Origin of the sequence: Glaciecola siphonariae, assembly GCF_042652645.1 — a bacterium.
Lineage (GTDB): Bacteria > Pseudomonadota > Gammaproteobacteria > Enterobacterales > Alteromonadaceae > Glaciecola > Glaciecola siphonariae.
Window position 1 is genome coordinate 611,329 of sequence record NZ_JBHSGU010000002.1, and the last position, 21,785, is coordinate 633,113.

Annotated in this window: 36 protein-coding genes; 31 read left to right on the forward strand and 5 right to left on the reverse strand. The window is 42.1% G+C overall.

Annotation, left to right across the window (positions count from 1 at the left end; all coding sequences use genetic code 11):
- Positions 1-146: 146 nt before the first annotated feature.
- The 5 genes from ACFO4O_RS04180 to ACFO4O_RS04200 all read right to left on the reverse strand — a co-directional run bounded on the left by ACFO4O_RS04180 (position 147) and on the right by ACFO4O_RS04200 (position 3,607).
- Positions 147-575 carry a hypothetical protein gene (locus tag ACFO4O_RS04180; RefSeq protein WP_382406103.1) on the reverse strand — a complete coding sequence of 143 codons (429 nt, stop codon included), beginning with the start codon at positions 573-575 and terminating at the stop codon, positions 147-149.
- Between the two features lie 362 nt (positions 576-937).
- Positions 938-1,516, reverse strand: coding sequence for a hypothetical protein (locus ACFO4O_RS04185; protein WP_382406104.1), 579 nt, complete (start codon positions 1,514-1,516; stop codon positions 938-940).
- Positions 1,517-1,526: 10 nt separating this feature from the next.
- Positions 1,527-2,375: a DUF3037 domain-containing protein gene (locus ACFO4O_RS04190; protein WP_382406105.1), complete on the reverse strand. Its 849-nt coding sequence runs from the start codon at positions 2,373-2,375 to the stop codon at positions 1,527-1,529.
- On the reverse strand, positions 2,369-3,166 hold the full coding sequence (locus ACFO4O_RS04195) for a HipA family kinase (RefSeq protein WP_382406106.1): 798 nt from the start codon (positions 3,164-3,166) through the stop codon (positions 2,369-2,371). Before ACFO4O_RS04195 ends, ACFO4O_RS04190 begins: the two co-directional genes overlap by 7 nt.
- A gap of 24 nt (positions 3,167-3,190) precedes the next feature.
- Positions 3,191-3,607 carry a helix-turn-helix domain-containing protein gene (locus ACFO4O_RS04200; RefSeq protein ID WP_382406107.1) on the reverse strand — a complete coding sequence of 139 codons (417 nt, stop codon included), beginning with the start codon at positions 3,605-3,607 and terminating at the stop codon, positions 3,191-3,193.
- An 89-nt stretch (positions 3,608-3,696) separates the two neighbouring features.
- On the opposite strand from ACFO4O_RS04200, the gene ACFO4O_RS04205 reads away from it, so the two are divergent.
- From ACFO4O_RS04205 to ACFO4O_RS04355, 31 genes are all read left to right on the forward strand, one after another.
- The gene (locus ACFO4O_RS04205) at positions 3,697-3,918 is read left to right on the forward strand and encodes a transcriptional regulator (RefSeq protein ID WP_382406108.1); all 222 of its coding nucleotides are present in this window, start codon (positions 3,697-3,699) and stop codon (positions 3,916-3,918) included.
- A gap of 51 nt (positions 3,919-3,969) precedes the next feature.
- Positions 3,970-4,446, forward strand: a complete 477-nt coding sequence (locus ACFO4O_RS04210; protein WP_382406109.1) for a phage regulatory CII family protein — start codon at positions 3,970-3,972, stop codon at positions 4,444-4,446.
- Positions 4,446-4,796: a hypothetical protein gene (locus ACFO4O_RS04215; protein ID WP_382406110.1), complete on the forward strand. Its 351-nt coding sequence runs from the start codon at positions 4,446-4,448 to the stop codon at positions 4,794-4,796. Before ACFO4O_RS04210 ends, ACFO4O_RS04215 begins: the two co-directional genes overlap by 1 nt.
- Positions 4,797-5,065: 269 nt before the next feature.
- On the forward strand, positions 5,066-5,365 hold the full coding sequence (locus ACFO4O_RS04220; RefSeq protein ID WP_382406111.1) for a hypothetical protein: 300 nt from the start codon (positions 5,066-5,068) through the stop codon (positions 5,363-5,365).
- A 412-nt stretch (positions 5,366-5,777) separates the two neighbouring features.
- Positions 5,778-6,626 (forward strand): replication protein, encoded by an 849-nt coding sequence (locus ACFO4O_RS04225; RefSeq protein WP_382406112.1) that lies wholly within the window; start codon positions 5,778-5,780, stop codon positions 6,624-6,626.
- Positions 6,627-6,628: 2 nt separating this feature from the next.
- Entirely contained in the window at positions 6,629-7,417 is a 789-nt protein-coding gene (locus ACFO4O_RS04230) for an ATP-binding protein (RefSeq protein ID WP_382406113.1), read from the forward strand.
- Between the two features lie 153 nt (positions 7,418-7,570).
- The gene (locus ACFO4O_RS04235) at positions 7,571-7,843 is read left to right on the forward strand and encodes a Ref family recombination enhancement nuclease (RefSeq protein ID WP_382406114.1); all 273 of its coding nucleotides are present in this window, start codon (positions 7,571-7,573) and stop codon (positions 7,841-7,843) included.
- The gene (locus tag ACFO4O_RS04240) at positions 7,840-8,286 is read left to right on the forward strand and encodes a hypothetical protein (protein ID WP_382406115.1); all 447 of its coding nucleotides are present in this window, start codon (positions 7,840-7,842) and stop codon (positions 8,284-8,286) included. Before ACFO4O_RS04235 ends, ACFO4O_RS04240 begins: the two co-directional genes overlap by 4 nt.
- On the forward strand, positions 8,283-8,510 hold the full coding sequence (locus ACFO4O_RS04245; RefSeq protein ID WP_382406116.1) for a helix-turn-helix domain-containing protein: 228 nt from the start codon (positions 8,283-8,285) through the stop codon (positions 8,508-8,510). The genes ACFO4O_RS04240 and ACFO4O_RS04245 overlap by 4 nt, the downstream gene beginning before the upstream one ends.
- Positions 8,491-8,868, forward strand: coding sequence for a hypothetical protein (locus tag ACFO4O_RS04250; RefSeq protein WP_382406117.1), 378 nt, complete (start codon positions 8,491-8,493; stop codon positions 8,866-8,868). The genes ACFO4O_RS04245 and ACFO4O_RS04250 overlap by 20 nt, the downstream gene beginning before the upstream one ends.
- A gap of 116 nt (positions 8,869-8,984) precedes the next feature.
- Positions 8,985-9,464, forward strand: coding sequence for a hypothetical protein (locus ACFO4O_RS04255; protein ID WP_382406118.1), 480 nt, complete (start codon positions 8,985-8,987; stop codon positions 9,462-9,464).
- Between the two features lie 275 nt (positions 9,465-9,739).
- Positions 9,740-9,937: a type II toxin-antitoxin system TacA family antitoxin gene (locus tag ACFO4O_RS04260; RefSeq protein ID WP_382406119.1), complete on the forward strand. Its 198-nt coding sequence runs from the start codon at positions 9,740-9,742 to the stop codon at positions 9,935-9,937.
- Positions 9,938-10,133: 196 nt separating this feature from the next.
- On the forward strand, positions 10,134-10,364 hold the full coding sequence (locus ACFO4O_RS04265; protein ID WP_382406120.1) for a hypothetical protein: 231 nt from the start codon (positions 10,134-10,136) through the stop codon (positions 10,362-10,364).
- 6 nt (positions 10,365-10,370) lie between these two features.
- A complete protein-coding gene (locus ACFO4O_RS04270; RefSeq protein ID WP_382406121.1) occupies positions 10,371-10,760 on the forward strand; it encodes a DUF5675 family protein in 390 nt (129 codons plus the stop codon).
- A gap of 5 nt (positions 10,761-10,765) precedes the next feature.
- Positions 10,766-11,272: a hypothetical protein gene (locus tag ACFO4O_RS04275; RefSeq protein WP_382406122.1), complete on the forward strand. Its 507-nt coding sequence runs from the start codon at positions 10,766-10,768 to the stop codon at positions 11,270-11,272.
- Positions 11,263-11,478 (forward strand): hypothetical protein, encoded by a 216-nt coding sequence (locus ACFO4O_RS04280; protein ID WP_382406123.1) that lies wholly within the window; start codon positions 11,263-11,265, stop codon positions 11,476-11,478. Before ACFO4O_RS04275 ends, ACFO4O_RS04280 begins: the two co-directional genes overlap by 10 nt.
- A gap of 8 nt (positions 11,479-11,486) precedes the next feature.
- Positions 11,487-11,819, forward strand: coding sequence for a hypothetical protein (locus ACFO4O_RS04285; protein WP_382406124.1), 333 nt, complete (start codon positions 11,487-11,489; stop codon positions 11,817-11,819).
- Positions 11,816-12,259, forward strand: coding sequence for a response regulator (locus tag ACFO4O_RS04290; RefSeq protein ID WP_382406125.1), 444 nt, complete (start codon positions 11,816-11,818; stop codon positions 12,257-12,259). Before ACFO4O_RS04285 ends, ACFO4O_RS04290 begins: the two co-directional genes overlap by 4 nt.
- Entirely contained in the window at positions 12,260-12,838 is a 579-nt protein-coding gene (locus ACFO4O_RS04295; protein WP_382406126.1) for a hypothetical protein, read from the forward strand.
- A 171-nt stretch (positions 12,839-13,009) separates the two neighbouring features.
- Complete coding sequence (locus tag ACFO4O_RS04300; RefSeq protein ID WP_382406127.1) at positions 13,010-13,531, forward strand: terminase small subunit; 522 nt, start codon at positions 13,010-13,012, stop codon at positions 13,529-13,531.
- An 82-nt stretch (positions 13,532-13,613) separates the two neighbouring features.
- Positions 13,614-15,446 (forward strand): phage terminase large subunit family protein, encoded by a 1,833-nt coding sequence (locus ACFO4O_RS04305; protein WP_382406128.1) that lies wholly within the window; start codon positions 13,614-13,616, stop codon positions 15,444-15,446.
- Positions 15,436-15,648 (forward strand): gpW family head-tail joining protein, encoded by a 213-nt coding sequence (gene gpW / locus ACFO4O_RS04310; RefSeq protein ID WP_382406129.1) that lies wholly within the window; start codon positions 15,436-15,438, stop codon positions 15,646-15,648. Before ACFO4O_RS04305 ends, gpW begins: the two co-directional genes overlap by 11 nt.
- Positions 15,648-17,237: a phage portal protein gene (locus ACFO4O_RS04315; protein ID WP_382406130.1), complete on the forward strand. Its 1,590-nt coding sequence runs from the start codon at positions 15,648-15,650 to the stop codon at positions 17,235-17,237. The genes gpW and ACFO4O_RS04315 overlap by 1 nt, the downstream gene beginning before the upstream one ends.
- Entirely contained in the window at positions 17,212-18,537 is a 1,326-nt protein-coding gene (locus ACFO4O_RS04320; protein ID WP_382406131.1) for a S49 family peptidase, read from the forward strand. Before ACFO4O_RS04315 ends, ACFO4O_RS04320 begins: the two co-directional genes overlap by 26 nt.
- A 1-nt stretch (position 18,538) precedes the next feature.
- The gene (locus tag ACFO4O_RS04325) at positions 18,539-18,898 is read left to right on the forward strand and encodes a head decoration protein (protein ID WP_382406132.1); all 360 of its coding nucleotides are present in this window, start codon (positions 18,539-18,541) and stop codon (positions 18,896-18,898) included.
- A 13-nt stretch (positions 18,899-18,911) separates the two neighbouring features.
- Positions 18,912-19,943, forward strand: coding sequence for a major capsid protein (locus ACFO4O_RS04330; RefSeq protein ID WP_382406133.1), 1,032 nt, complete (start codon positions 18,912-18,914; stop codon positions 19,941-19,943).
- A 51-nt stretch (positions 19,944-19,994) separates the two neighbouring features.
- Entirely contained in the window at positions 19,995-20,231 is a 237-nt protein-coding gene (locus ACFO4O_RS04335; RefSeq protein ID WP_382406134.1) for a hypothetical protein, read from the forward strand.
- The gene (locus ACFO4O_RS04340) at positions 20,231-20,521 is read left to right on the forward strand and encodes a hypothetical protein (RefSeq protein ID WP_382406135.1); all 291 of its coding nucleotides are present in this window, start codon (positions 20,231-20,233) and stop codon (positions 20,519-20,521) included. Before ACFO4O_RS04335 ends, ACFO4O_RS04340 begins: the two co-directional genes overlap by 1 nt.
- A complete protein-coding gene (locus tag ACFO4O_RS04345; protein ID WP_382406136.1) occupies positions 20,514-20,942 on the forward strand; it encodes a hypothetical protein in 429 nt (142 codons plus the stop codon). The genes ACFO4O_RS04340 and ACFO4O_RS04345 overlap by 8 nt, the downstream gene beginning before the upstream one ends.
- A 62-nt stretch (positions 20,943-21,004) precedes the next feature.
- A complete protein-coding gene (locus tag ACFO4O_RS04350; protein ID WP_382406137.1) occupies positions 21,005-21,427 on the forward strand; it encodes a hypothetical protein in 423 nt (140 codons plus the stop codon).
- A complete protein-coding gene (locus tag ACFO4O_RS04355; RefSeq protein ID WP_382406138.1) occupies positions 21,427-21,777 on the forward strand; it encodes a hypothetical protein in 351 nt (116 codons plus the stop codon). Before ACFO4O_RS04350 ends, ACFO4O_RS04355 begins: the two co-directional genes overlap by 1 nt.
- Positions 21,778-21,785: the final 8 nt, after the last annotated feature.

Sequence of the window (21,785 nt, forward strand, 5' to 3'; positions counted from 1 at the left end):
TGAATTGGGGTGTACTGACGATTCGATTTATCAGTGAATGCGCGCTTGAATTGTTTAGGTCAAACTTTTTCATTATCCGCTTAGCGTCGTACCATTCACCGTTTATGGCCATTTGTTCAGCTGCAACATCCATCAAGCGCTCCATGTTACTCACCTATATTCAATGATTGAGACATAAGAGATTTGATGATTCGCATACGCTTAAGGCTTTCAGTTTCACCTCGTTTAAATGATTCAACCCACAAGCCATCAACCAATTCATGGCGTACTGTCATATCATGCTCAGTTCGAATAACGACAATCCAGTGACCGTCCATGCGAAGTGAATAGCTCATATTTTCAATAGAAGCGGCTAAACGATCGTAACGGTACTCAATTAGGTGCTGAGGTAGGAGCTGCTCGTTTTCAACTGGAATGATTTTAGTGTCCACGAGGCGCCATCCTTTTTTGTTAATGCCAGGTTTAATAAGCACATTGACGCCATTAGCTTTGAGCTGGTCTTTACGCAACTTCGCATCGATGTATAAGGGATAAGGTTTTATTGCCGGTGATGTAATACTTATTTGTGGGTTCATGGTGGCGCCTTAATAACAACATTTGCTATAGATTATATAGCTTAAGTTGTGGTGTCAACAACAAAAGCTATATTTTAGGCAATAAAAAACCCGCCGGGGTAGGGCGGGTTCAGGTTGTGCAAGTAACAAGCTTTATGTCTGCTCTACACTATCATCCGAGGAATCTAAAAAGTCTTGTTTCGTGAAATACCAAGCAGGCAAAAACATTGCGCCGTATAAACTCCTAGACGTAATTGAAGCTATTTGCTCTCGCATCGATGCATAAAGAACAGAAGCTGCGTTGTGAAAAGCGATTGCATCTAGGAGTTTATACATATAACCCATAAGATAGTGTATTAAACTGTAAGCACCGACATTGGCCATTATCTGTATTTGTTTATAGCAGCTAGGTAATCATCCATGTATAGGCGTGTGTATTTGGTTAGCCCATACTCTTTGTAACTATAGAACATATCATCAATGTAATCAGATGAGCTTATTCGAAGTCTTACGTCTTCGAGTTCGTTCATCTTTTCGAAAATTTCAAACGGAATAGTCACCGATGAGGTGGATGAGGTATAAATCGTGTTACTTACGTTGTTGTAGCCAGAATCAGTAAGGTTTGTGAATCGTCGAGCGGGGTATCGATATTGGCGACCATCCATGTTTACTGCTACATATTCAAACGATGTGTAGGCTTTAGAGTGCACCGATGAGTCAAAATGCAGTGTCATTATAATATCTTCCGGCCTATTCGATGACCAGATGAAGCCATATTTAAAAATAGGAACGTCAGACATCGTGAAGCCAGTTGGTGAAAAGCATTTGGTGAACGTTACGGTGTTAGCATCATCAAACGTCTCAACGCTTTCTTGTATTTGGCATAGACCCGCAAATTTATAACCAACAGAAGTGCATCCGGAAAGCGCTATAATTAGCACTGCTAAAATTGCGTGTTTCATAAATTTCCTTTTAGTGTTCTAGCGCCCACTCGAACGCATCTTTGGTTAAGTCATCTCTATCGACGTGCGAAATAACTTTGATACCACTAGATTTCATATCAATATAAAAACGCTCAATAGTGCTATCAAACGAAAAATCTAATTCTTCGTCATACTCTGGAGTAAGTATTACAACGCCGTGCTTTCTATTTTGCCTTTCTACATTCTTTAAAATATGAATATCCATAGCACCTTTGCTTAGGTTTTTTTCTACTGTTGCTTTTGTTTTTTGATTGGCTTGAATGACAGTCGCAACCGCGAACCGACTCCTTATCGGCGCTTTAACTCTTGTTGAGTGCTTCTCAAAGGTTACAAGTGTTTCAGGCTCAGGTGCAAAAACATCTTCTGCTTTTTCACCAAACATACGCTTGGCTGAATTAATCATATAAGTTATTAGGGGGTCAGTTCTTGGTGCCTTACGCTTAAGGACTTTCTGCAACTGTTCGTTTGTAGGTCTATCCAATGGAACCGTGGTTTTAAAAAGGTATTCCAAAAGCATTTCTACGGATTGGCCGGCCGCTGGGTGTTTCGGAACAAAGTATATGTGATTACTATTTACCAGTGATCCCTCTTCTGCGTTTTGCCAAGCCGCTTCAACAAGTAACTTGGCAGTTGGCACGTAGTCCTCTCCATATAAACAGGCAACTCTGTCAAAATTGGATAGCAGCTTAGATTGAAAGTCACCTTTATACTCTATTACCACACCGACGTTGAAGCGCTCGCCGGTAGTTATGTCTGGCATTATTTGTATTTGGTACCACTTAGCTGTTACGTTATTAACACTCGATGATTTTATTATTTTCTTTTCAAGGGTTAGCATAATAGATTCATTTTTTTCATTAAGTTTTGCTCGTGAAACTGAGCGCGTTTAGTGTAAAAGTCTTTTAGATGTTCTACTTCATGCCTTGCCAACAAGGCTTCCCACCAAGGAAGCGCCTGCTTTATAAATTCATTTATTACATACGAGTGTTCAGATGATGCGTGTACTATTCCTGATCTTATTTCTCTGGGTAACTTATTGCTCCAAAGCATATCAGATAATTTACACACTGTATGTTTGTCATGAACTAAATCGTCAGCATTCCAATTGGGTTCAAATGGCGCCTGGTCATGATCAATAAGGACATATGACTTTAGATTGCTTGATAGCATTATATTACCAGCATTACGGTCCTCATTAGCTATCAAACTATCAAATGCAAGCGCGTTGGTTATTGAGGGAATTGCTCTGAGGTGAGCTAATGCTAAATTCCATTCATAAGAATTATAAACGTAGGTGTTGGGCGTCGGACCTGATACAACAGACGTTGCCCAAGCGTAAGGCACAACATCGCCGGCATTGCCGTTTGATAATAATTCTATAATCGAAGACGGAACTTTTATCACGCACGCATGCTCAGCGACTGGCTCTTTTATAGTTTTTGCCGCAAGGTAAGCTGTTATTTCATTGCATAGTTGTTTGTGTGTTGCGAACAACTTTAGATAAAACTGTTGGATTTTACCGTTGTAAAATATGTTGGCAATGTGGGTAAGGGCGCTTCTACCATCGGTAACTTTTTCTGCTGCGGGATTGACGTAAGCCGAACCGTCCAGTACGAGTATATCTTCCATGACAAGGGCCTGTTTTAAATTAGATTATTTATTGATTTTCTGTTCTAACTTTTGGTTTATTTTATCGGTTGTATCTTTATCTTTATCGTTCGTCAATGGCGCGAACCCTGAATCAAGTATTGTTGATATTGCAACGCAAACAGAATCTGGCAATGTTCCCCGAACGCTAAGGCTTTTTATTTTTTTAATTAATTGATTAGCTTTATGGCTTCCGTAGGTACCTTCACTCTCATTTATTTGAAAATCGGAATCTCCATCGCTTAGATATTCAACGCTCACATTCAAAGCCTTCGCTATCGCTACAATATCCTTTGGCTTTCTTGTAGTTCCATTCTCTATTTTTGATATGGCGTTTTGGGATACGCCGGCTTTGTCTGCTAATTCAGCCTGTGTAAGTCCGGCGGCAACCCTAGCTGCCTTAGTTCGCTTTTGTATTGTCATAGAAAGACTATTACAACATTTGTTTTTGTTTGCAAACAACAAAAGCTATGATACTCTACAACATAAGCTATATTATGAGGGTTTATTTGATGTCGGTTAGTGCTTTTGAAAGAGCAATTATTCAAGCAGGTGGCCAAACTAGTTTGGGCAGAAAAATAGGTAAGTCGCAAGGACAGATATCTATTTGGCTGAACAGAGATAAGAAACTTCCTGCTGAGTTTGTAATCGCTGTGGAAAAAGTTTCTGGTGTTCCTCGTCACGAGCTCCGGCCAGATATTTATCCACCTGACGAATATAAAAAAGCTGGTTAATACGTCCATGTATTTATTTCTCCGTTTTTCAACAATATCAGGATACAACCCATGAAAACTAAAAACACGTTCATAGAAATCAAAGATTCACATTGTCTGGAAGATGCAATGCGGTCGTTTTCAAAGTATCAACGCTTGGACATATTGGCGCCTAAAATAGGGTGTAGTCCTAACGTGCTGAGAAACAAGCTAAATCCAGATCAAGAGTTTCATAAACTGACCGCACTAGAAGTCATTCTCCTAACTCATATCACAGGTGACGAAACACTTTTATCGGCCATGGGCCGGATGATTGGTTTCACCATGTATAGGCCAGCTACAGAAAAAAGCGCCATATCAGACTTAATGCACGGTGTGTTGAAAACTCAAGGCGCCGCCGGGCACATATGTGATATTTACCAACAGGCCATCGAGGATAAGGTAATCACATCTAATGAGCGTGATGAACTTCTTGAAGCAATCAATAAAGCGCAACGCCACCTAAGTGAATTAGCTAGCGGTTTAAATTCTTATAAGGTTCATGGGTAATGAATATTCCAATGCAACCCGGCATTGAATCTAAAGAACGGATTACGTTGCTATGCGCGTTAGTGGGAAAATTTAGTCCTAATACAGTCGATGCCCTGATTCGTTACTTTACTGGTGGCGCCACTCTAGACCTCTGCTGTTGCATCTACGACATCAAATTGCCAAATCTTACACGTTCAATCAATCGCCTTAACGAGATAAACGGCATCGTTGAGCAAATCAAGCAAATAGACCTAAATCACTTAAGTGATAAGTACAGCAAAACGATTGAAGTGAATTTGTCTGCGGTACCAGGTAATAGCCAAGAGTATTGGAATAAACAAGCAGCTTTAATTAAAAGGCCGCAATGACATTAAAACCATCTGACATATGTGGAGCCCTTGCGTTTGCTAATTAGTGTAATTCTGAGAGGTGCACGCGCGCAAGACCAGCTGAATATGTAAGCCAAGGTTGTATGCACTGCCTTCATGCGTGGTAGCCCGCCGCGGGCAAAGTAGGGCATTAATTTTAGTTAAATCGTGACGTGAGCATGTAACACGTAAAACATGCGCTACGCCCCTTAATTGGGGTTTTTGGGTGAAACAATATGTTGTTTCGATTAACTAACTGGAGAACGAAAATGCGTAAATCTTTTTTCAAGATTGCCATAGCAGCGTTTATATCGATTTCCTTTTCAATAATTGCAGTAGCGGGTGAACCGACCCTTGGTTACAACGCTGCAGATGTTGAATTGGTAAAGGCTTTTGACATCAAGAGTGACCCACCAGTCATCTTTAATGCTGCTCGTGTAGCCGAGATAAATACTGATACTCAATTAACTCACCAACACAAACAAAGCGTTTTAATAGCGTTATATGTGAGAGGTGATAACCGAAAGCCATCTGATGAGGTCGGCTGGCGAAATTACATCAAAGCATAAATAGAATAATTTAAGCGATAAAAAGTAAAACCCTGCTGCTGAGCGGGGTTTTAAGATGAAAGCTAATTAAGAATGGCTATTGGAGAGATGCGCTTGCCGACAGAGTGCTCGTTGTCGGACGGTATCCAGTAGCCATTCTAATGAGTTTGCAGTAATTGAACTATGAGGTTGCGTGTAACGTGGTCGCTTGTGCTAGCTAGTCAGTTCAATTGCATTTGCATCCTACTTGGTCGCGGAAGACAAGGTTTCCGCTATAAACATCGCGTTATAGATACGCCTTAGGCAAGGGACCAAGCGAACGTTCGGGATAGTACTAGGACCCGGCAGCTCATTACTTAAACTTAGGCAATAAAAAAGCCCCATCAAAGCGCAGCAACGCTAGGGGCTTAATTACTATTTAACGAGGCGAATTATGAGTAATACCGCACAAGTTGTCAACTTAGAGGAGCATCGGCCAGTTGTGAAAGCAGATATTGAAAACGGTTACGATCGGTTGGCTCATGAACTCACCAACGCTCTTGCTGTTAATGAGCCAAAACTAAGTGGGTGTGAGTTTCAAGTAGTTCACGCGATTATAAGTAAAACGTATCGATATCATAAAAAGACTGACTGGATAGCTTCTACGCAGTTGAGTGAAATAACTGGTATGAGCAAAGCTCACACATCTAAAACCCTCAAATCACTTTTGCTCAAGAAAGTCATAGTAAAAAACGGCAAGAATATTGGTGTCAATACAACTGTCAGTGAGTGGAAAAAAATTGCCTCATGCAAAAAGCAAAAGTTAACTAATCAAGCAACAAAAGTTAACCGATTAGACAACTCTAAAAAGTTAACTAATCAGTCAGCAAAAGTTAACCAATCGGTAAAAGCAGTTAACCAATCAGTTAACAAAAGTTGTCCAATTAGACCCCCACAAAAGAAAACTACTATTACAAAAGAAATATATACAAAAGAAAGGCCGCGCGAGAAAACCATCGCGCTCCCAGAACTTCCTGATTTTATCCCTGAATCATCGCTTCTTGAATTTCTTGAGCATCGAAAACAAATGAAAAAACCAATGACGGAGTTGGCCGTTAAAAAGTTTATTGCAAAACTGACTCGAGAGCATGCGCAAGGGTTTGATATCGAATTAGCAATTGATGAAGCTATCGCCAATGGCCACCAAACCACATATCCCAAAAACTTTCATCAGAACAAGCGAACAGCAAGAGCAGAGAACTTTGCTGGCCGAGATTATGGCGAAGCGGATGTGAGGTTTTGATTATGACGACCCAAACTGAAACGGAAACTGAAACTGAAACTGGAACTTGTGAAGAACATGGTGAATACGAGATTAAAGTGTTTGCCTTGGGTGGACTATCAAACCATCGAGCTGCTATTGGCGGCGCCAAATGCCCAACTTGTGAGTCCATTTACCAAGCAAAACTTTCGAAAGCCCATGAGCTGCAGCGTGAAGAGAAAAGAAAGCTAAAAATTAAGGAGTGCATTGAGCAGTTCGAGCGGCAGATACCCAAGCGTTTTAATTCAGCTTCGCTAAAAAGCTACGTGATTCAAAACGAAGGGCAGCGCAAGGCTATGAATATTTGTCACAAGTACCTAACCGGATTTGATACAGCTATCAAAAACACAGGCGGCGGTTTAATTTTCTCCGGAACGGTTGGAACCGGTAAGACTCACTTGGCGATTGCCATTGGTCGTGAGCTTTCAAAGAGAGGGGTAGATGTAGATTACGCTAACTTAACGGACCTCATAAGGCGAGTTCGTGCAACTTGGTCGGGCGAAGGTAATGAGCGTGATGTGATTGGGCAACTACAAAAATGTGGACTATTAATTATAGACGAGGTTGGTGTTCAGGCTGGAAGCGAAAATGAGCGCAACATGCTTTTCGAAATCATCGACGGGCGCTATCAAAACATACTCCCCACTATCATCATATCTAATCTTGAAAGGGCAAAAATATCAGAGTTAATTAGTGAACGTTCTGTAGACAGAATTACTCAGGGTGGCGCCGTTATCCCGTTTAATTGGAATTCCGAAAGGAGCGTCAAGTGAGTAGCTATATGAGCACATTATCCATGGCAGTGGATTTGTTCATATCCGGTGTTTTTGGAACCGTTAGTGGTTTGATTATATTGCTAGCCGCCGTTTTCCTAGTGTTGTGCGTTCTAGTGTCAACACCACTCTGGCTAATTTGGAAAATATGCTTTGAAAAAGGCTGAAAAAGCTCACTTGAAGCGTGTCGCAGAAATGGGGTGCATTGCCTGTGAGCGGATTAATTATTTCGATACACCAAGCGAAATTCATCATATTAGGACTGGCATGGGCATGGGCCAGCGTAACGATCATTATCACGTGATACCGCTTTGCCCAAATCATCATCGTCATTTACCTAACGCAATACACCAGAGCAAACGAAAATTTGAAGCGCACTTTGGCACTGAGGTTGAATTGTTAAACATTATCAGAGGTAGATTATGAACAGAGTTATTATAGGTGTTGACCCAGATGCTCAAAAGCATGGTGTTGCGGTGTATAGAAATAAGCAGCTGCGAGAGCTTAGTACGCTCACACTTGTCGATATTATGAAAAAAATTGTGGCGCCGGCGGTAGAAGATGAAAGTATTGAGTTGTTTTTTGCAATAGAGGACGTATGCGCAAATACTTTCATTTATTCTCGAAACATGAAAAAGAATTTATCCCTCCAATCTAGAGTAGCTAGGAACGTTGGCGCCTGTCAGCAAAGCCAAGTTGAATTGATGCGCTTTCTTGATGATTTAAAAATATCGTACGCACTATATAAACCTACATCAGGTAATTGGGCAAAGAACAAAAAGCGTTTTGAATTGCTTACCGGGTGGAATCAAAGAAGCAACGAAGACACTAGAAGTGCTGCTTACTTTGGCTATCTCGCTGCAAGATGAAAACAACTGAGGGCGGTCGAGTTATCGCCATTATTAAGGCGAAGCTTGCCTTAACCAATCAAACAATCGCAGATGATTATGGCGTCCACGTAAACACGGTTAGCGGTTGGATATCGGGTAAAAACCGACCTCATTACGACGATATTGTTCAAATAGTAGATATGTATAGCCAAGACCTAAATGACCTTAGAGAGATTATTAAGCATGAATCTATCAAATTATGATGTTGTTGAACTATTAAAAGAGTGGGGCGCTTGGTCATCTACGGGAATAGGCAAGGGGTCGCTAGAAACACCGTTATATGATAATTCGCATTGGATTAGCGACGATATAGGTCTAGCGATTGATTCGGCGGTCGGTAAGCTAAGGCTGGCAGATGAATCGAAAAAACGGCTTGATGCATCGCGTAAGATTAAAAGACACTCACCGCGTTACGCTGCTATCACATTTTATTACAAACGCAGATATAACATTCCAATGGTAGCCAATGCGCTTAAATGCGGTGATGATAAAGCAGCGCTGATACTCAAATCAGGTGAGGCATTCATTGAGTCGGCGTTAGGCTTGCATGAAGTTGCATAAAAAGTTAAGGTTATTTGTATTGACAAACAAATAAGCACTTGCTATTATAGCTACACAGTCAAGCGAGACTGTACCGACCAAGCGGAACTTGGAAAAGCAAATCAAGGTAAATCAAAATGAATACTAAAGACCTTTTAAACCAAACCTTCTACAACATCAAAACAAAAAATAGCTACAAAATCGTTAAGGTTTTAAAAACTGTTGTTCAGACCGAAAAAGGTAAAAAGTTTCAGCGCTCGTTGCTAGAAGATGCAATCAAAAACGGTGAGGTTGTAAATCAAGATGAAATAATTGCAAAGTTGGAAAGTGAGTTTGCTGAAATAGTGAATAAAGTTCTACCGGAAATAGAAACAAAATTCGGCGCTGAAAAATCTGAAATTTTCGCAAACTTTGCAGAAAGCTATCAAGCAAAAATGTTTAATATCCAGGATAAGGATAACGGCAATGCCATGTTCCCTGCACATAGCGCTAACAAGATCGACGAAGCACAGAGAGCGGTAAGATATATAAGTGGTAGATATAGCCTATTAGTTGAAGCTGAAAATCAAGAACAGAGTGATGCTATCTTCGAAAAGCTTTTAAAGAAAACTAAGTAGAGGTCAGTTATGAGAATTTGCAGAAATAAAAAATGCCCGCTGAGCAGAGATTGCGCTACGTATAACGCAAAAATAAAAGAAAACCAAAAATATGCAATTTATTACTTTAAAAGGACAGATGAAGGCGTTCAGTGCAATCACTTTGATAGGGTAAGTAGCCCCGACTAAGGGGCCACTTTCGCCTATGCGGCGAGTAAAGAAATGCATAATAAAAAATCATATATTTCTAAATCACCTATGCGGTGAGCATTTAAAATAGCAAAAGAGAAACGTACATGCAAAATAAAAATCACGGTAACACTGGAAATACCAATGCAATGAAAGGTGATATCAAAAAATCATCATTCATTCAAATACGTTGCACACAAGAAGAAAAAGCGTTAATTGTGCGCAACTTAAAGAACGGTGAAAAACTCTCAGACTTTATGCTTAATTTAGCATTAACAGAAGCAAAGTCGCGGAAATTGAGTTAACACACAACAAACTGTGTGTACTATCCCCCGGTCATAAGTTTACAATAACCGCTATTCTGTCGAACTCTTACTCGATAGAACCGTGCTAACGTACAGCTATAAGTTTATCTACGACATTATAAGCTACAAGCTCTTTCGGATACGACGTAAACGCTGTCCGCCTGAGCATTCAGCCCTCTTAACGGAGGGCTTTTTTATGCGAGAAACAAAAATGAACGGATGGAAATTGTTAGGCGAAATGCGAGATATGGACGGCAACGCGTTATCCCCAGGCGATAGAGTGCTGTTTAAAGCTTGGTTCAGCATGATTCGTTTCGCTCGCGTCAGTCACGCAGTCAACGGCAAAGTGGCAGTAATTACCGAAGCGCATGGCTCAGAAGTGCTATTTAGCTCTGATCGTTTAGTTAAAGTGTTTCGGCAAGAATAATTTATCGTGCAAATTCTCTACCGGCGCCAATATGAAAAATATTGTTTAGGTACGATGATTTTGCCTGACGCTAAGGAAATATACATACTAGAAAGACCATGGATAGATAACGTTCCTTTCATTTCATGCATACCATCAGGTAATTACATCGCCAAGCCTGATGACTCCGGACGGTTTAGGTATTACGAATTACAAAACGTGCCAGGCCGAACTCATATAGAAATACATCCAGCTAACAAGGTTGAGCAGTTAGAAGGATGTTTGGCGCCTTGTATGAATTTTGATAGGCGAACAATTACTGCAATTGAAAGCCGCAAGGCATGCGAGTTACTTAAGAAGTGGTTCGGTAACTTTGAATGGCATCTTAAAATCATAAATGTGAACACAGGGGAGTAGCGATCATGGAATTGATATTGGAGTTGCTTGGCAGCGCAGGTTTTGGCGGTTTATTGGGCGGTGTATTTGGCTATCTTAATAAGCGAGAAGAAAATAAAGTAATCGACCGTAAGCTTTCCCATGAAAAAGATATGCTTGAGGCCAATACTCGTTCGAAAATTGAACTAGCCGATAAAGGCATTGAGTTGGAAGAAATCAAAGGTCGTGTTTCAGTTAATAAGACTGAGGCGCTAGCATTCAGAGCAAGCCAAGTCACAAACGAGATAGGTAATACTATTAAAGCTTGCGTTCGTCCTATAATTTTAGCGGTACTTATGTACATGACTTGGCGGTTAATCATTGCGCTAGAACAATTGACAGGCGGCATCATAAACATGCCATCTACAGACGCGTTCGCCTTATATAAAATTGTAGTGCTCATGGTAACAAGCCTAACTGCAATGGCAGTAGGCTGGTACTTTGCACAAAGAAGTTCAAAGCAATTCGATAAGTTGATTGATAAATGGGGTTGAGTTTCCCCCGCACACTTTCAATTGCCGTGATGATTTTTACAGGCTCATTAATGGTATGGGCGTTCAACTGGACCACTAGCCTGCCTAGTGAAAGTTTAGGTATGCATCACGCAGGTATAATTGCCGCGGTATTTGCTCCGGTAGCGGGGATATTTAAGTTTGCGTTCGACTTCGCCGGTGATGGCAAAATAGATATTAAGCAGTAGGACGCGAAATGCCAGAGTTAAAAGATTGGATAGAATGGGCCATTACTATTTTTGGCATACTTACACCTGTTGTAGCAGGTGCAATTTGGTTTGTTTATAACAAGATTAATAAGCTCAGTGAGCAAATGGCGGTCATCGCCGAGCAAACCAGAGAGCAAGACAAAAAGCTTGAGTCTGTCTTAACAGAAGCTCACGTGCAGCGAATAGTCAAAACAGAATTGGCAGATATGAGGGCAGATATGAAATCAATGACCGATAGCTTATTAACAGCTATATCAACACTTGATTCAAGACTTAACAGCGTCATGCTTTCTATGATAACTGGCGGCAAAAAAGAATGAATAAAGTCATGGTAGTAGATGACAGCACTACCGAACTACTAATGCTAAGCACTGCCCTTGATAATAACGGCTATACAGTTATTCCGGTTGCAGATTCAATGAATGCAGTGCAAATCGCCATTGAGACACAGCCAAGCTTTATCGTTCTCGACATATTCATGCCTAACAAGTCAGGGCTTGAATTGTGCGAAGAGTTAAAAACAAACCCGCAAACTGAATCAATTCCGATTCTTTTTCTTACATCATCTAACGACATAAACGACATAAGACGTTCTATACATATGGGTTGCGTCGATTACATTCCAAAAGAAGTCGCTATTGATGATGTGGTAAGCGTAATACGCGCATACGACTGTGCCGAGCAACTAAAGCAAGCGTGGGAGCCAGCAAGATGCGAGCTAAAACGCCTCAGTCAAAAATATACAGATGATGTTGCTTAAGTGATACTTAGCACCACCGGTACCAAAGAGCTACAAGCCAAGATAAACGACATAGTTAAAAAGCAATTACCTTTTGCCGCATCGGTAGCGCTTAACAACACAGCGGTTGATGTTAAGAAGGGAGTAGAGCGTCAACTGCAGCAAGACATTGATAAGCCCACACCGTTCACACAGAAAGCATTTGCTATACATAGGTCTAGTAAGAGCCGGCTAATGTCAGCAGTCTACATCAAACCTATTCAGGCAGCTTACCTTAAGCCACAGATACTAGGTGGTAGACGTGTTGCTGCTAAGGGAAAGCCCATACTTATACCAGGCAATGCCACGAGAAAAGATAAGCATGGCAACCTGCCTCGTGGAAAGATTGCTAGGTTGCAATCCCAAGGTAAGATATTTAAAGACGGGCGCTTGATACTTGAGAAGATGGCCAGAAAGAACCGAGGCCTAGCATACTCTGCAAAGGACGCATCATATAAGCCACGCTTTAAGTTCTATGAAAGAGCTAAGAGCACGGCAATCAAAGTGTTCGAACGACACTTACAGAAGTCTTTAACTCATGCAATTAAGACCGCTAGATAGGTTATGCACATGGTTTTCAACAGAGTTATCCACATTATAATAAAAAAGGTACTTCCCAGCGATCTTAATTCTCGGGGGTAATTCGCACCGCGACTTCACTTTATTTACGAACCATTTTGAGTTGGAGTTGTTGTTTAGTAATCAAAATTAGCAAGGTTTTCGAGAGCCAGTATGGAGCCACATTTACTTAATAAAAAGAATATGGCTGCCTCGTGTGGTATTTCCGTGCAAGGCTTTGATAAATGGAACGTCCGCCCATTTAAGAAAAAAGGTAGAGAGCAGTTTTATCGAGTTGAAGACGTAATTGAAAATCGGGTTAATAACGAACTCACAAAAAACAACAACCGGACTAACCCCGAACATCACGGCCAGTTCATTGATATTGAGATGGAAAGGGCGCTTCTTACTCAGCAACAGCGCATCACACAAGAAATAAAAAACGAGATATTAGAGGGCCGCGCTATTCCGGTTGAGTTTGTGCGAGATGTACTTGCAAAGATACTTGCTCAAGTCGGTTCAACATTAGATTCCTTGGCGCCTAATATCAAAAGACGTCATCCAGAAATAGAGAAACGAATCATTGACTTCATTAAATCAGAAACGATTAAACATCAAAATGAAGCGGCAAACCTTGATTCACACATAGACGACATTATCGATGAAGTTGTCAATCAGGCAGAGGCGAAAATTTAAGAACTGTCTCAGAGAAGGGGCACGTGTACTTTATCGAGAACCCCCCCTTACGGGCGTTGAATGGGCCGACCAGTATTTTTACATGTCGTCCGAATCCTCTTACATAGAGGGTGACTGGAAGACGGCTCCGAGCCAAATCGCCATACTCAACTCAATGTGTAATGACGATATCCAAGAGGTTAACTGGCTAAAGTCTGCTCGAGTTGGGTATACAAAGCTTATTTGCGCTGCCATCGCTTATTTTGCGGAGCATAAAAAACGTAACACTGGCGTTTGGCAGCCAGATGATGGCGCCCGAGATGCGTTTAGTAAGAAGCATATAGATCCAATGCTTCGAGACGTTGGCCCATTGCGTAAAATATTTCCCTGGTTAAATAAGAAGTGCAAGCAAAATACCATCGAAAACAAATCGTTCTCGAATGGCCGAGAGCTATTTCTCTTAGGTGGTAAAGCCGCAAAGAACTATCGTGAAAAATCACTTGATGTATCAATCTATGACGAACTTTCAAAGTTCGATAGAGACATTGAGGGTGAGGGTTCATCAACCTTCTTGGGCGACAAACGCTTGGAAGGTTCAGCGTTCGGTAAGTCTATTCGAGGTTCAACCCCAACTATAAAGGGTGAATGTCAGATAACTGAAGTTGCCGAAGAAGCGGAACATCGCTTTTGGCGTTATATACCCTGCAAGCACTGCAACACTTTTCAAACATTGGTTTTTGGTGGCAAAGGCGCTGAGTTTGGCTTGGAATGGGATAAATCATTAGAAGGGCCTTCAAGAGCTAAGTCGGCAAGGTATCGCTGCAAAAGTTGTAAAGATACCTTTTCATACGCTGACTTCATAGACGCTGATGAGCTTGGATACTGGATAAGTGAGCAGGGCTTGGCTACGCATGACGGCATAACGTTTTATGAAGCTAAAGACTTTCCATCTAAGAAAAGAATAGCACCTACTCCTGAGTCAGTAGCTTGGATGCTTTGGTCTGTCTACTCGAATTTTTCGCCATGGTCTCGGATTGTGAGTGATTGGTACAAAGCCCAAGGCAGCAAGATGAAGCTTAAATCCTTCGTCAATACTACGCTGGGTGAAGCGTTCGAAGAGGTTGAAGGTGTCAAAACTTCAGCTGAAGAACTGCTTAATCGACGCGAGCAATACAACGCAGAAGTACCTGAGGAAGTGGTTTACATCACTCTTGGCGGTGACATGCAAGATCACTGGGCTGAATTTATGGTCACAGGATGGACAAAAGATGAAGAGTCTTTTGTGATTGACCACCTTGAAGTACATGGAGACCCATCTAGGCCGGAGTTTTGGGACCAATTAGAGGTAAGGCTTCGCAAGTCTTGGATAAAAGAGACGGGTGAGGTTCTTGATTGGGGTATAGGTACTTTTGACTCTGGTGGCCACTACACGGATGAGGTGTACAAATTCTGTAAACGAATGGGTGTTATGCGTTTATTCCCGGTTAAAGGGGCAAGCGAATACGGAAAACCTATTGCGACCAAGCCTAAAAAGAAAAATAGCCACGGTGTTTTTTTGGTTATGGTCGGCACTGATAACGCCAAAGACATTTTGTATGACCGCATCACTATTACGCCACCAGAAAAAGGCTTGGCTCGTTCAGGTGCAATTCACTTTCCGGTAAAAGAATGGTGCGACTTAGCCTATTTTGAACAAGTGTTGGCTGAAATAAAGAAGCCAGTGTTCATAAAAGGAAATCAGGTGTATCGGTGGGTGAATCCGCCTGGTAAGCGTAACGAGAAAATTGATTGCATGGTTTATAGCTTGGCAGCATTGCGAATCGCTCAACAATACTATGGGCTGGATCTAAATTATTTGTCAGAGCAAAACAATCGCCAAGCAAGCACTAAAACTAACAGTATTGAAGATATAGGGCGTTTATTAAATGGCAGTTAATCAATCAGCACAATTAGATGAAGCAATCAGCGCCCGTCACAAGCTACTTACTGGCGGCACTGTTGCCAAAGTAACCAAAGACGGTACGACAGTTGAGTACACTAGAGCCTCTTTACCTGAGTTGAGTCGTTATATTGAATCGCTTTCTCAATCAGTAAATGGCAGAAGTAATCGCCGAGCGCCTGCAGGAGTAAGATTCTAATGGATGTTCAAATCCTTGATTCACGCGGACAGCCTATGGCTAGCTCATATCAAGGCGCCACATCTGGCTTTGGTAATCAGCTGCAAGATTGGAATCCGACTTTACAAACTGCAGACGCTGCGCTTTTACCCACGTTGGATATGGGCAATGCTCGCGCAGATGACTTAGTAAAAAATCACGGTTATGCAAACGGCTCCATACAACTGCATGTAGATAATGTTGTAGGCAGTTTATTTCGGCTTAGCTACAAACCAAATTGGCGAACACTTGGTATTAGTGAAGCAGATGCCAGGGATATGGCTATTGATGTTGAATCAGCCTTTAGAGAGCATGCTGAAGACCCCGTTAACTGCTATTTCGATGCTGAGAGAAAGCGCACATTTACCATGATGGTAAGGGAAGTCGTTGCAACTCACGCAACGTTTGGCGAAGCAATGTCTGCAGCTGAATGGATTACTCGTTCTGGAAGCCTATACAAAACCGCGATAAAGATGGTTTCGCCAAAACGTGTTTCAAATCCTCATCGCGTTAGAGACTCTAGGTTCCTAAGGGGTGGTGTAGAACAAGATATTCACTCATCTGCTATTGCATACCATGTAATCAATCCGAATTACGGATTCGGTGAAAGCATTTCAAACCTTAGTTATGGCGAATGGAAGCGCATTCCACGCGAAACTTCATGGGGTAGACAGCAATTCATTCATGCCTTTGAGCCGCGAGAAGATGGCCAAACTCGTGGAGCAAACCAGTTCCTGTCAGTAATGGAACAATTATTTATGGTTGATAAGCTGCAAATGACGAAATTGCAGAACTCAGTCGTAAACGCGATGTATGCTGCAGTAATTGAGTCTGACTTGGACAGCGAAACAGCTCAACAAATGATCTTGGGCTCAGGCGAACAATCTCAGAAAAAGCTTACTGATTGGTTAGCATTTACGGGCGCTTATCATCAAGGTGCTAACGTCAAGATGAATGGCGCCAAAATACCTCACCTTTTCCCTGGCGAATCTCTTAACCTTAAAACACCGGGCAATGCTGATAACGGTTTTGCGTCTTTAGAGTCGGCCATCCTTCGTTATATCGCAGCAGGTCAGGGCGTAAGTTACGAGCAGCTAGCAAGAGACTATTCAAAAGTAAATTACTCGAGTGCTCGTGCTTCAATGATGGAAAGCTGGCGCTACTTTATGGGCCGGCGCAAAGTTATCGCGTCTCGATGGGCATCTAATTGTTTCGCATTGTGGTTAGAAGAGGCTTTTAGCCGAAAAATATTAACCATGCCCAAAGGTGCAAAATACAATTTCTATGAGAGAAAAGCAGCTTGGTGCAACTCGGAGTGGATTGGTTCAGGCCGATTAGCCATTGATGGGCTGAAAGAAGTGAAAGAGGCGGTGCTAAGAATTGAATCTGGCTTGTCTACTTACGAAAAAGAGCTAGCAGTCATGGGTGAGGACTATCAAGAAGTCTTTAATCAGCAAGTAAGAGAAACCGAAGAACGCAAACGAGCAGGGCTACCACCGCCGAGCTGGATGCAAGTAACTGCGCTGAACGAGCAAACCGAAAGCGTTGAAACAACAGGAGAGACCGCGTAAAGCGGTTTTTTATTGGATGATAGAAAACTTCGAAAATAAAATGTTAGCGATGGAGCCTAAAGCGGCTACCACCATGATTAATTCGTTAGCTAAATCAAAGAATGTATCTCTTAAGCTATTCAACGAAGGTGGCCAGATAGAAAATATCGACAAACCTAGAATTGTCCAGGGCCTGCATTCTTATTATGGCGCTGATAATAGCTACAGTTCCAAACCATTTTTATTTGTTGATGGGATTGCAATAGTGCCAGTGAATGGCGCCTTAATTCATCGATTGGGTTATGTAGGAAGCTATTACTCGGGTTATGACGCTATCGTCAATATGTTTGATGCTGCCAATAACGACGCCGATGTTAAGGGCATCTTACTGCTCGTGAATTCGCCCGGTGGAACAGTAGCCGGATGCTTTGATGCTTGTGATCATATGTATGAAGCAAAAGGAGCCAAACCAGTCTGGTCTCTTTATGATGATATGGCCTGCAGCGGCGCAATGTGTATAGGCAGCATTGCAGATAGACGGTTTACAACTCAAACCGCAATCTCTGGCTCCATCGGCGTTGTTCAGATTCACGCCAGTTACGAAAACATGCTCGATGAAGTTGGTATGAAAGTAACTTTGATTTATGCCGGCGAAAATAAAGTTGACGGCAACCCATATAAAAATCTTCCTCAAGAAGTCTATGACGAATTTAAAGGGCAGTGCGATGCCCTTCGCGTTCAGTTCGCAGAGAAAGTATCCCGCAATATTGGCATCCCATTAGAGGATGTATTGGCTACTGAGGCGAAAACTTACACGGGTCAAGAAGCTGTAGATGCTGGCTTGGCTGATGAAGTAGTCAATTCCAATAATATTATCCAGATTTTTAAACAGTCGCTATCAGAACTTGGCAGCGACAACAACCGGAGTGTCACTATGAGTGATCTACAACCTAGTGTGACATCTGAATCGGCCATTACCGAGCCAGATGCTCAAGTAACACAAACCGATGATAGTCAATCACATGAAGTTGAGCGCGAGAGTGAGCAACAGCGTTGTGAGTCTATTATCACGTCACCGGAAGCAAGCGGTAAGTCTAAACTGGCTAACCATCTAGCTTTCAAAACCAACATGTCTGCTCAAGATGCTATTGCCACTTTACAGGCATCAGCATCTGAAACAGATGTAAACGCAAGCGTTAATCCGCTTGACTCTGCAATGGCTGCTACTGAGCAACCTAACATTGCGGCAATGGGTGAGGATCAGGAAGTGTCTGAAGCTCAGCAAATTGTCGGTGCATACAAACAAGTTGTAGGAGAATAATATGACAACTGAAACTTACAATTATGATGATGTAACCACCGGCAGCGATCAAATCGCCACCACGTTGGTCACGGTTTCATCTGGTCAAAATTTGGCTAAGTACACCCCAATTGGTCAAGTGACTTCTACTGGTGAATTTGTTGCATCGGTACGAACTGCAACAAATGGTAGTCAAAACCCTGTGTATATCACTGCTCAAGCCGTGGATGCGACAGGTGGAGATACCGCAGCTCAAGTATTTAAAGCAGGTACGTTCGACCCTGAAATGCTTGCTTGGGATGCTAGTCACAATGCCGTTTCTAAGCTTTTAGCTTTTGTCGGTACCCCCATCAGCCTGCAAAAACCTGCAGCAGTACTTTAAGGAGTAACGGATAATGTTTAACGCATTAAGCACTAGCACTATGCTAGAAGTAGTACGCACAGTTGGTAAATTCGAACCGTTTTTACTTAACGTATTTTTCCCTAACGTCATCACGTCGCCTGATGAAAGCATTCATTTCGATAGCATTTCAGAAGACGTAATTATGGCGCCATTCGTTGCCCCAGTAGTAGCTGGTAAGGTCCACAAAGAGCGCGGCGGTAAATTGATGAGCTTTAAGCCCGCTTACTTAAAACCTAAGCATGCGGTCAAGCCATCTAAAAACCTCCAGCGCCGCCCAGGTGAATCGTATTTAGGTGATTTAACCCCTGCACAGCGCAAGAATGCAGCTATTGCTGATTACTTGATGCGTCAGGACAAAGCCATCACTTATCGTGAGGAGTGGATGGCAGCACAAGCCGTTCTTACTGGTAGCGTCACGGTAAAAGGCGAGGATTATCCTGAGCAAGTAGTGGATTTTGAGCGTTCAGCTGCAAACAACATTGCTCTTACTGGGGCTGCAAAATGGGATTCTGTTGATAAAGCCACCTACGATCCTACTGATGACTTAACCGAGTGGGCCAATAACGCCTCTGGCGCTATTAACCTAATTATCATGGGTAAGGCGGCTTGGGCTAACTTCTCAAGCTTCCAGTCTGTAAAAGATAAGCTTGATACACGCCGTGGCAGTTCATCTACCATGGAGACCGCTACCAGAGACCTTGGGATGGTTACCAGTTATAAAGGTTTCTTCGGTGATGTTGAGGTATGGGTTTATACCGGCCAATCGACAGACCCTGAGACTGGTACAAAGTCATACTATTTACCTGAGAACGTTATTATTCTTGGTAATAGTGGCTACCAAGGCGTTCGAGCGTATGGTGCCATTCAAGATGTACGTGCAAATGATGAAGGTATCGTTGCAACTTCTCGCTGGCCTAAGAACTGGCAGCAGGAAGATCCATCTGTTGAATACATTATGACGCAATCAGCGCCATTGATGGTTACTCCTGACCCAGATGCGTTCGTAGTTGTCACAACTGCATAACCATTAACAAGGGGCCTAGTGCCCCTTTTATCTATTTTAGGATTTATCAAAATGGCTAGAGCTAAAAAAGCAGAAAACCCAGCTGAAACACCTGAAGCTGATATTGAAACCCAAAACCCAGCTGAAACACCTGAAGCTGATGACGTTTTGGTAAATATTAGATTTACTGTGCAATTGGAACCTAATTCCGCTGGCATAACTGGTGAGCAAACACTGCCTAAAAGTGTTGCTGATGATTTAATATCATCAGGCTTTGCCGTAGCGGTTGAAAAGAAGCCGGCTAACTAATGTCATCAATCGAAGAAATCCTAAATGCTGCCTGCAATGATGTGTTACAGCATTTAGGTGTTTTTGTCTTCATTAATGGCAAACGGTATTCAGCTGTTATTGAAGATGATGAATTTGAAGATGAAGCTGGGTACAGGCGTTTTATTGCGCTTTCTTTTAGTCGAGAAGATGCAAAATACGTGCAAGAGAATGACACGATTGTTTTTGATGATAATCACTACGTTGTAAGGCGTAAACCGCCTCATAATGCCATTGACCCTTTCGTTAGAGTGGAATTAAAACGTGCATAAAGTAAGAGAGATTTTAGACGAGTTTGAAACTGCTCTAAAGCCTTTAGTATTTAAAGGCCGTTCGATCACTGTTCAAAGAATAAACCCCAATACAGTTGATACTTTTCCAACTGTTCGCGTTGGTTTAGGCCCTGATGTTAGCGAGGGCGACTCTTTTGATAGCGACCAACAGAATTTAACGGTTTTCACCGACATTCACTTTGAGAGTTCATCATTAGATATTGAAAATGATGCTATTGATGCGCGTGAACAGGTTGAAAATCTAATTAATATGGATGGCAGATTTGCTATCGCTGATGTCCTTTATGTGAGATTCCAAGAAGCCGAAACGCTTGATTGGAACGACCAAAAGGCAGATATGTACGCTGTTAAACAGAGGCTTATCTGGCAAGTATCGTACGTAAAACCCCCTAGTTACTAACCACCCAAACTACTTTTTTGACCCGCTTAATTGCGGGTTTTTTCGTTTATGAGGAAATAAAAATGGCAGATACATCGATTTTAGCCGGTTCGAAGTTTGAATACTCCGTTGACGATGGCACTACTTACGTTGAGCTCTATGGAATAACAGAATGGCCGGAGTTTAAGAACGAAACCGAAGATGAAGAAGTGACAGAGGTTCGCCATGAAACTCGTCAATATGCCCCTGGGCTCGATTCACCCACTGAGCTGGCATTAACAGCCAATTATTACAAAAACAATGCTGACCAATTAGCGTTTCGCACGTTAGCGAGAAATAACGGCTCTTGTAAGGTGAAAATGACTTACAAGGACGGTGACACGGCTGAGGCTGAAGTTGATTTGCGTAATTACGGTATTGCAGGCGGTGGCGCTGCAGAGCGTAAAAAGTGGATGTGCACACTTCGCCGCACAACCGACATTGATTTTACTGAGAGTGCATCTTAATGACTTTAATCAGTCAGTTGGATTCGATTAGAAAGAAAGTCAAAACGGTTGAAGTTGAGACGAATAAGCTAGGCAAGGTCACTTTAATGGCCTTGTTTACCCGCCACCGTCTTGAGTTTCATAAGTTAAGTGAAAATCACAGAGACCCAATTCTATTGATGGTTGCCATGTCGGTATGTGAGAACGGCCGGCGCTTAGTCGATTCATTAGATATTGATGAAGTGATGGATATGCTCGACCCGCTGGGCAGCACAGCAGAAGGTCTTGAAGATATTCACAGCCTTTATGAATCTGCAAATGACCTATCAAAAGTCACTGTTGATGATGTAGAGGAAGCCGCAAAAAACTAACGAGCGCT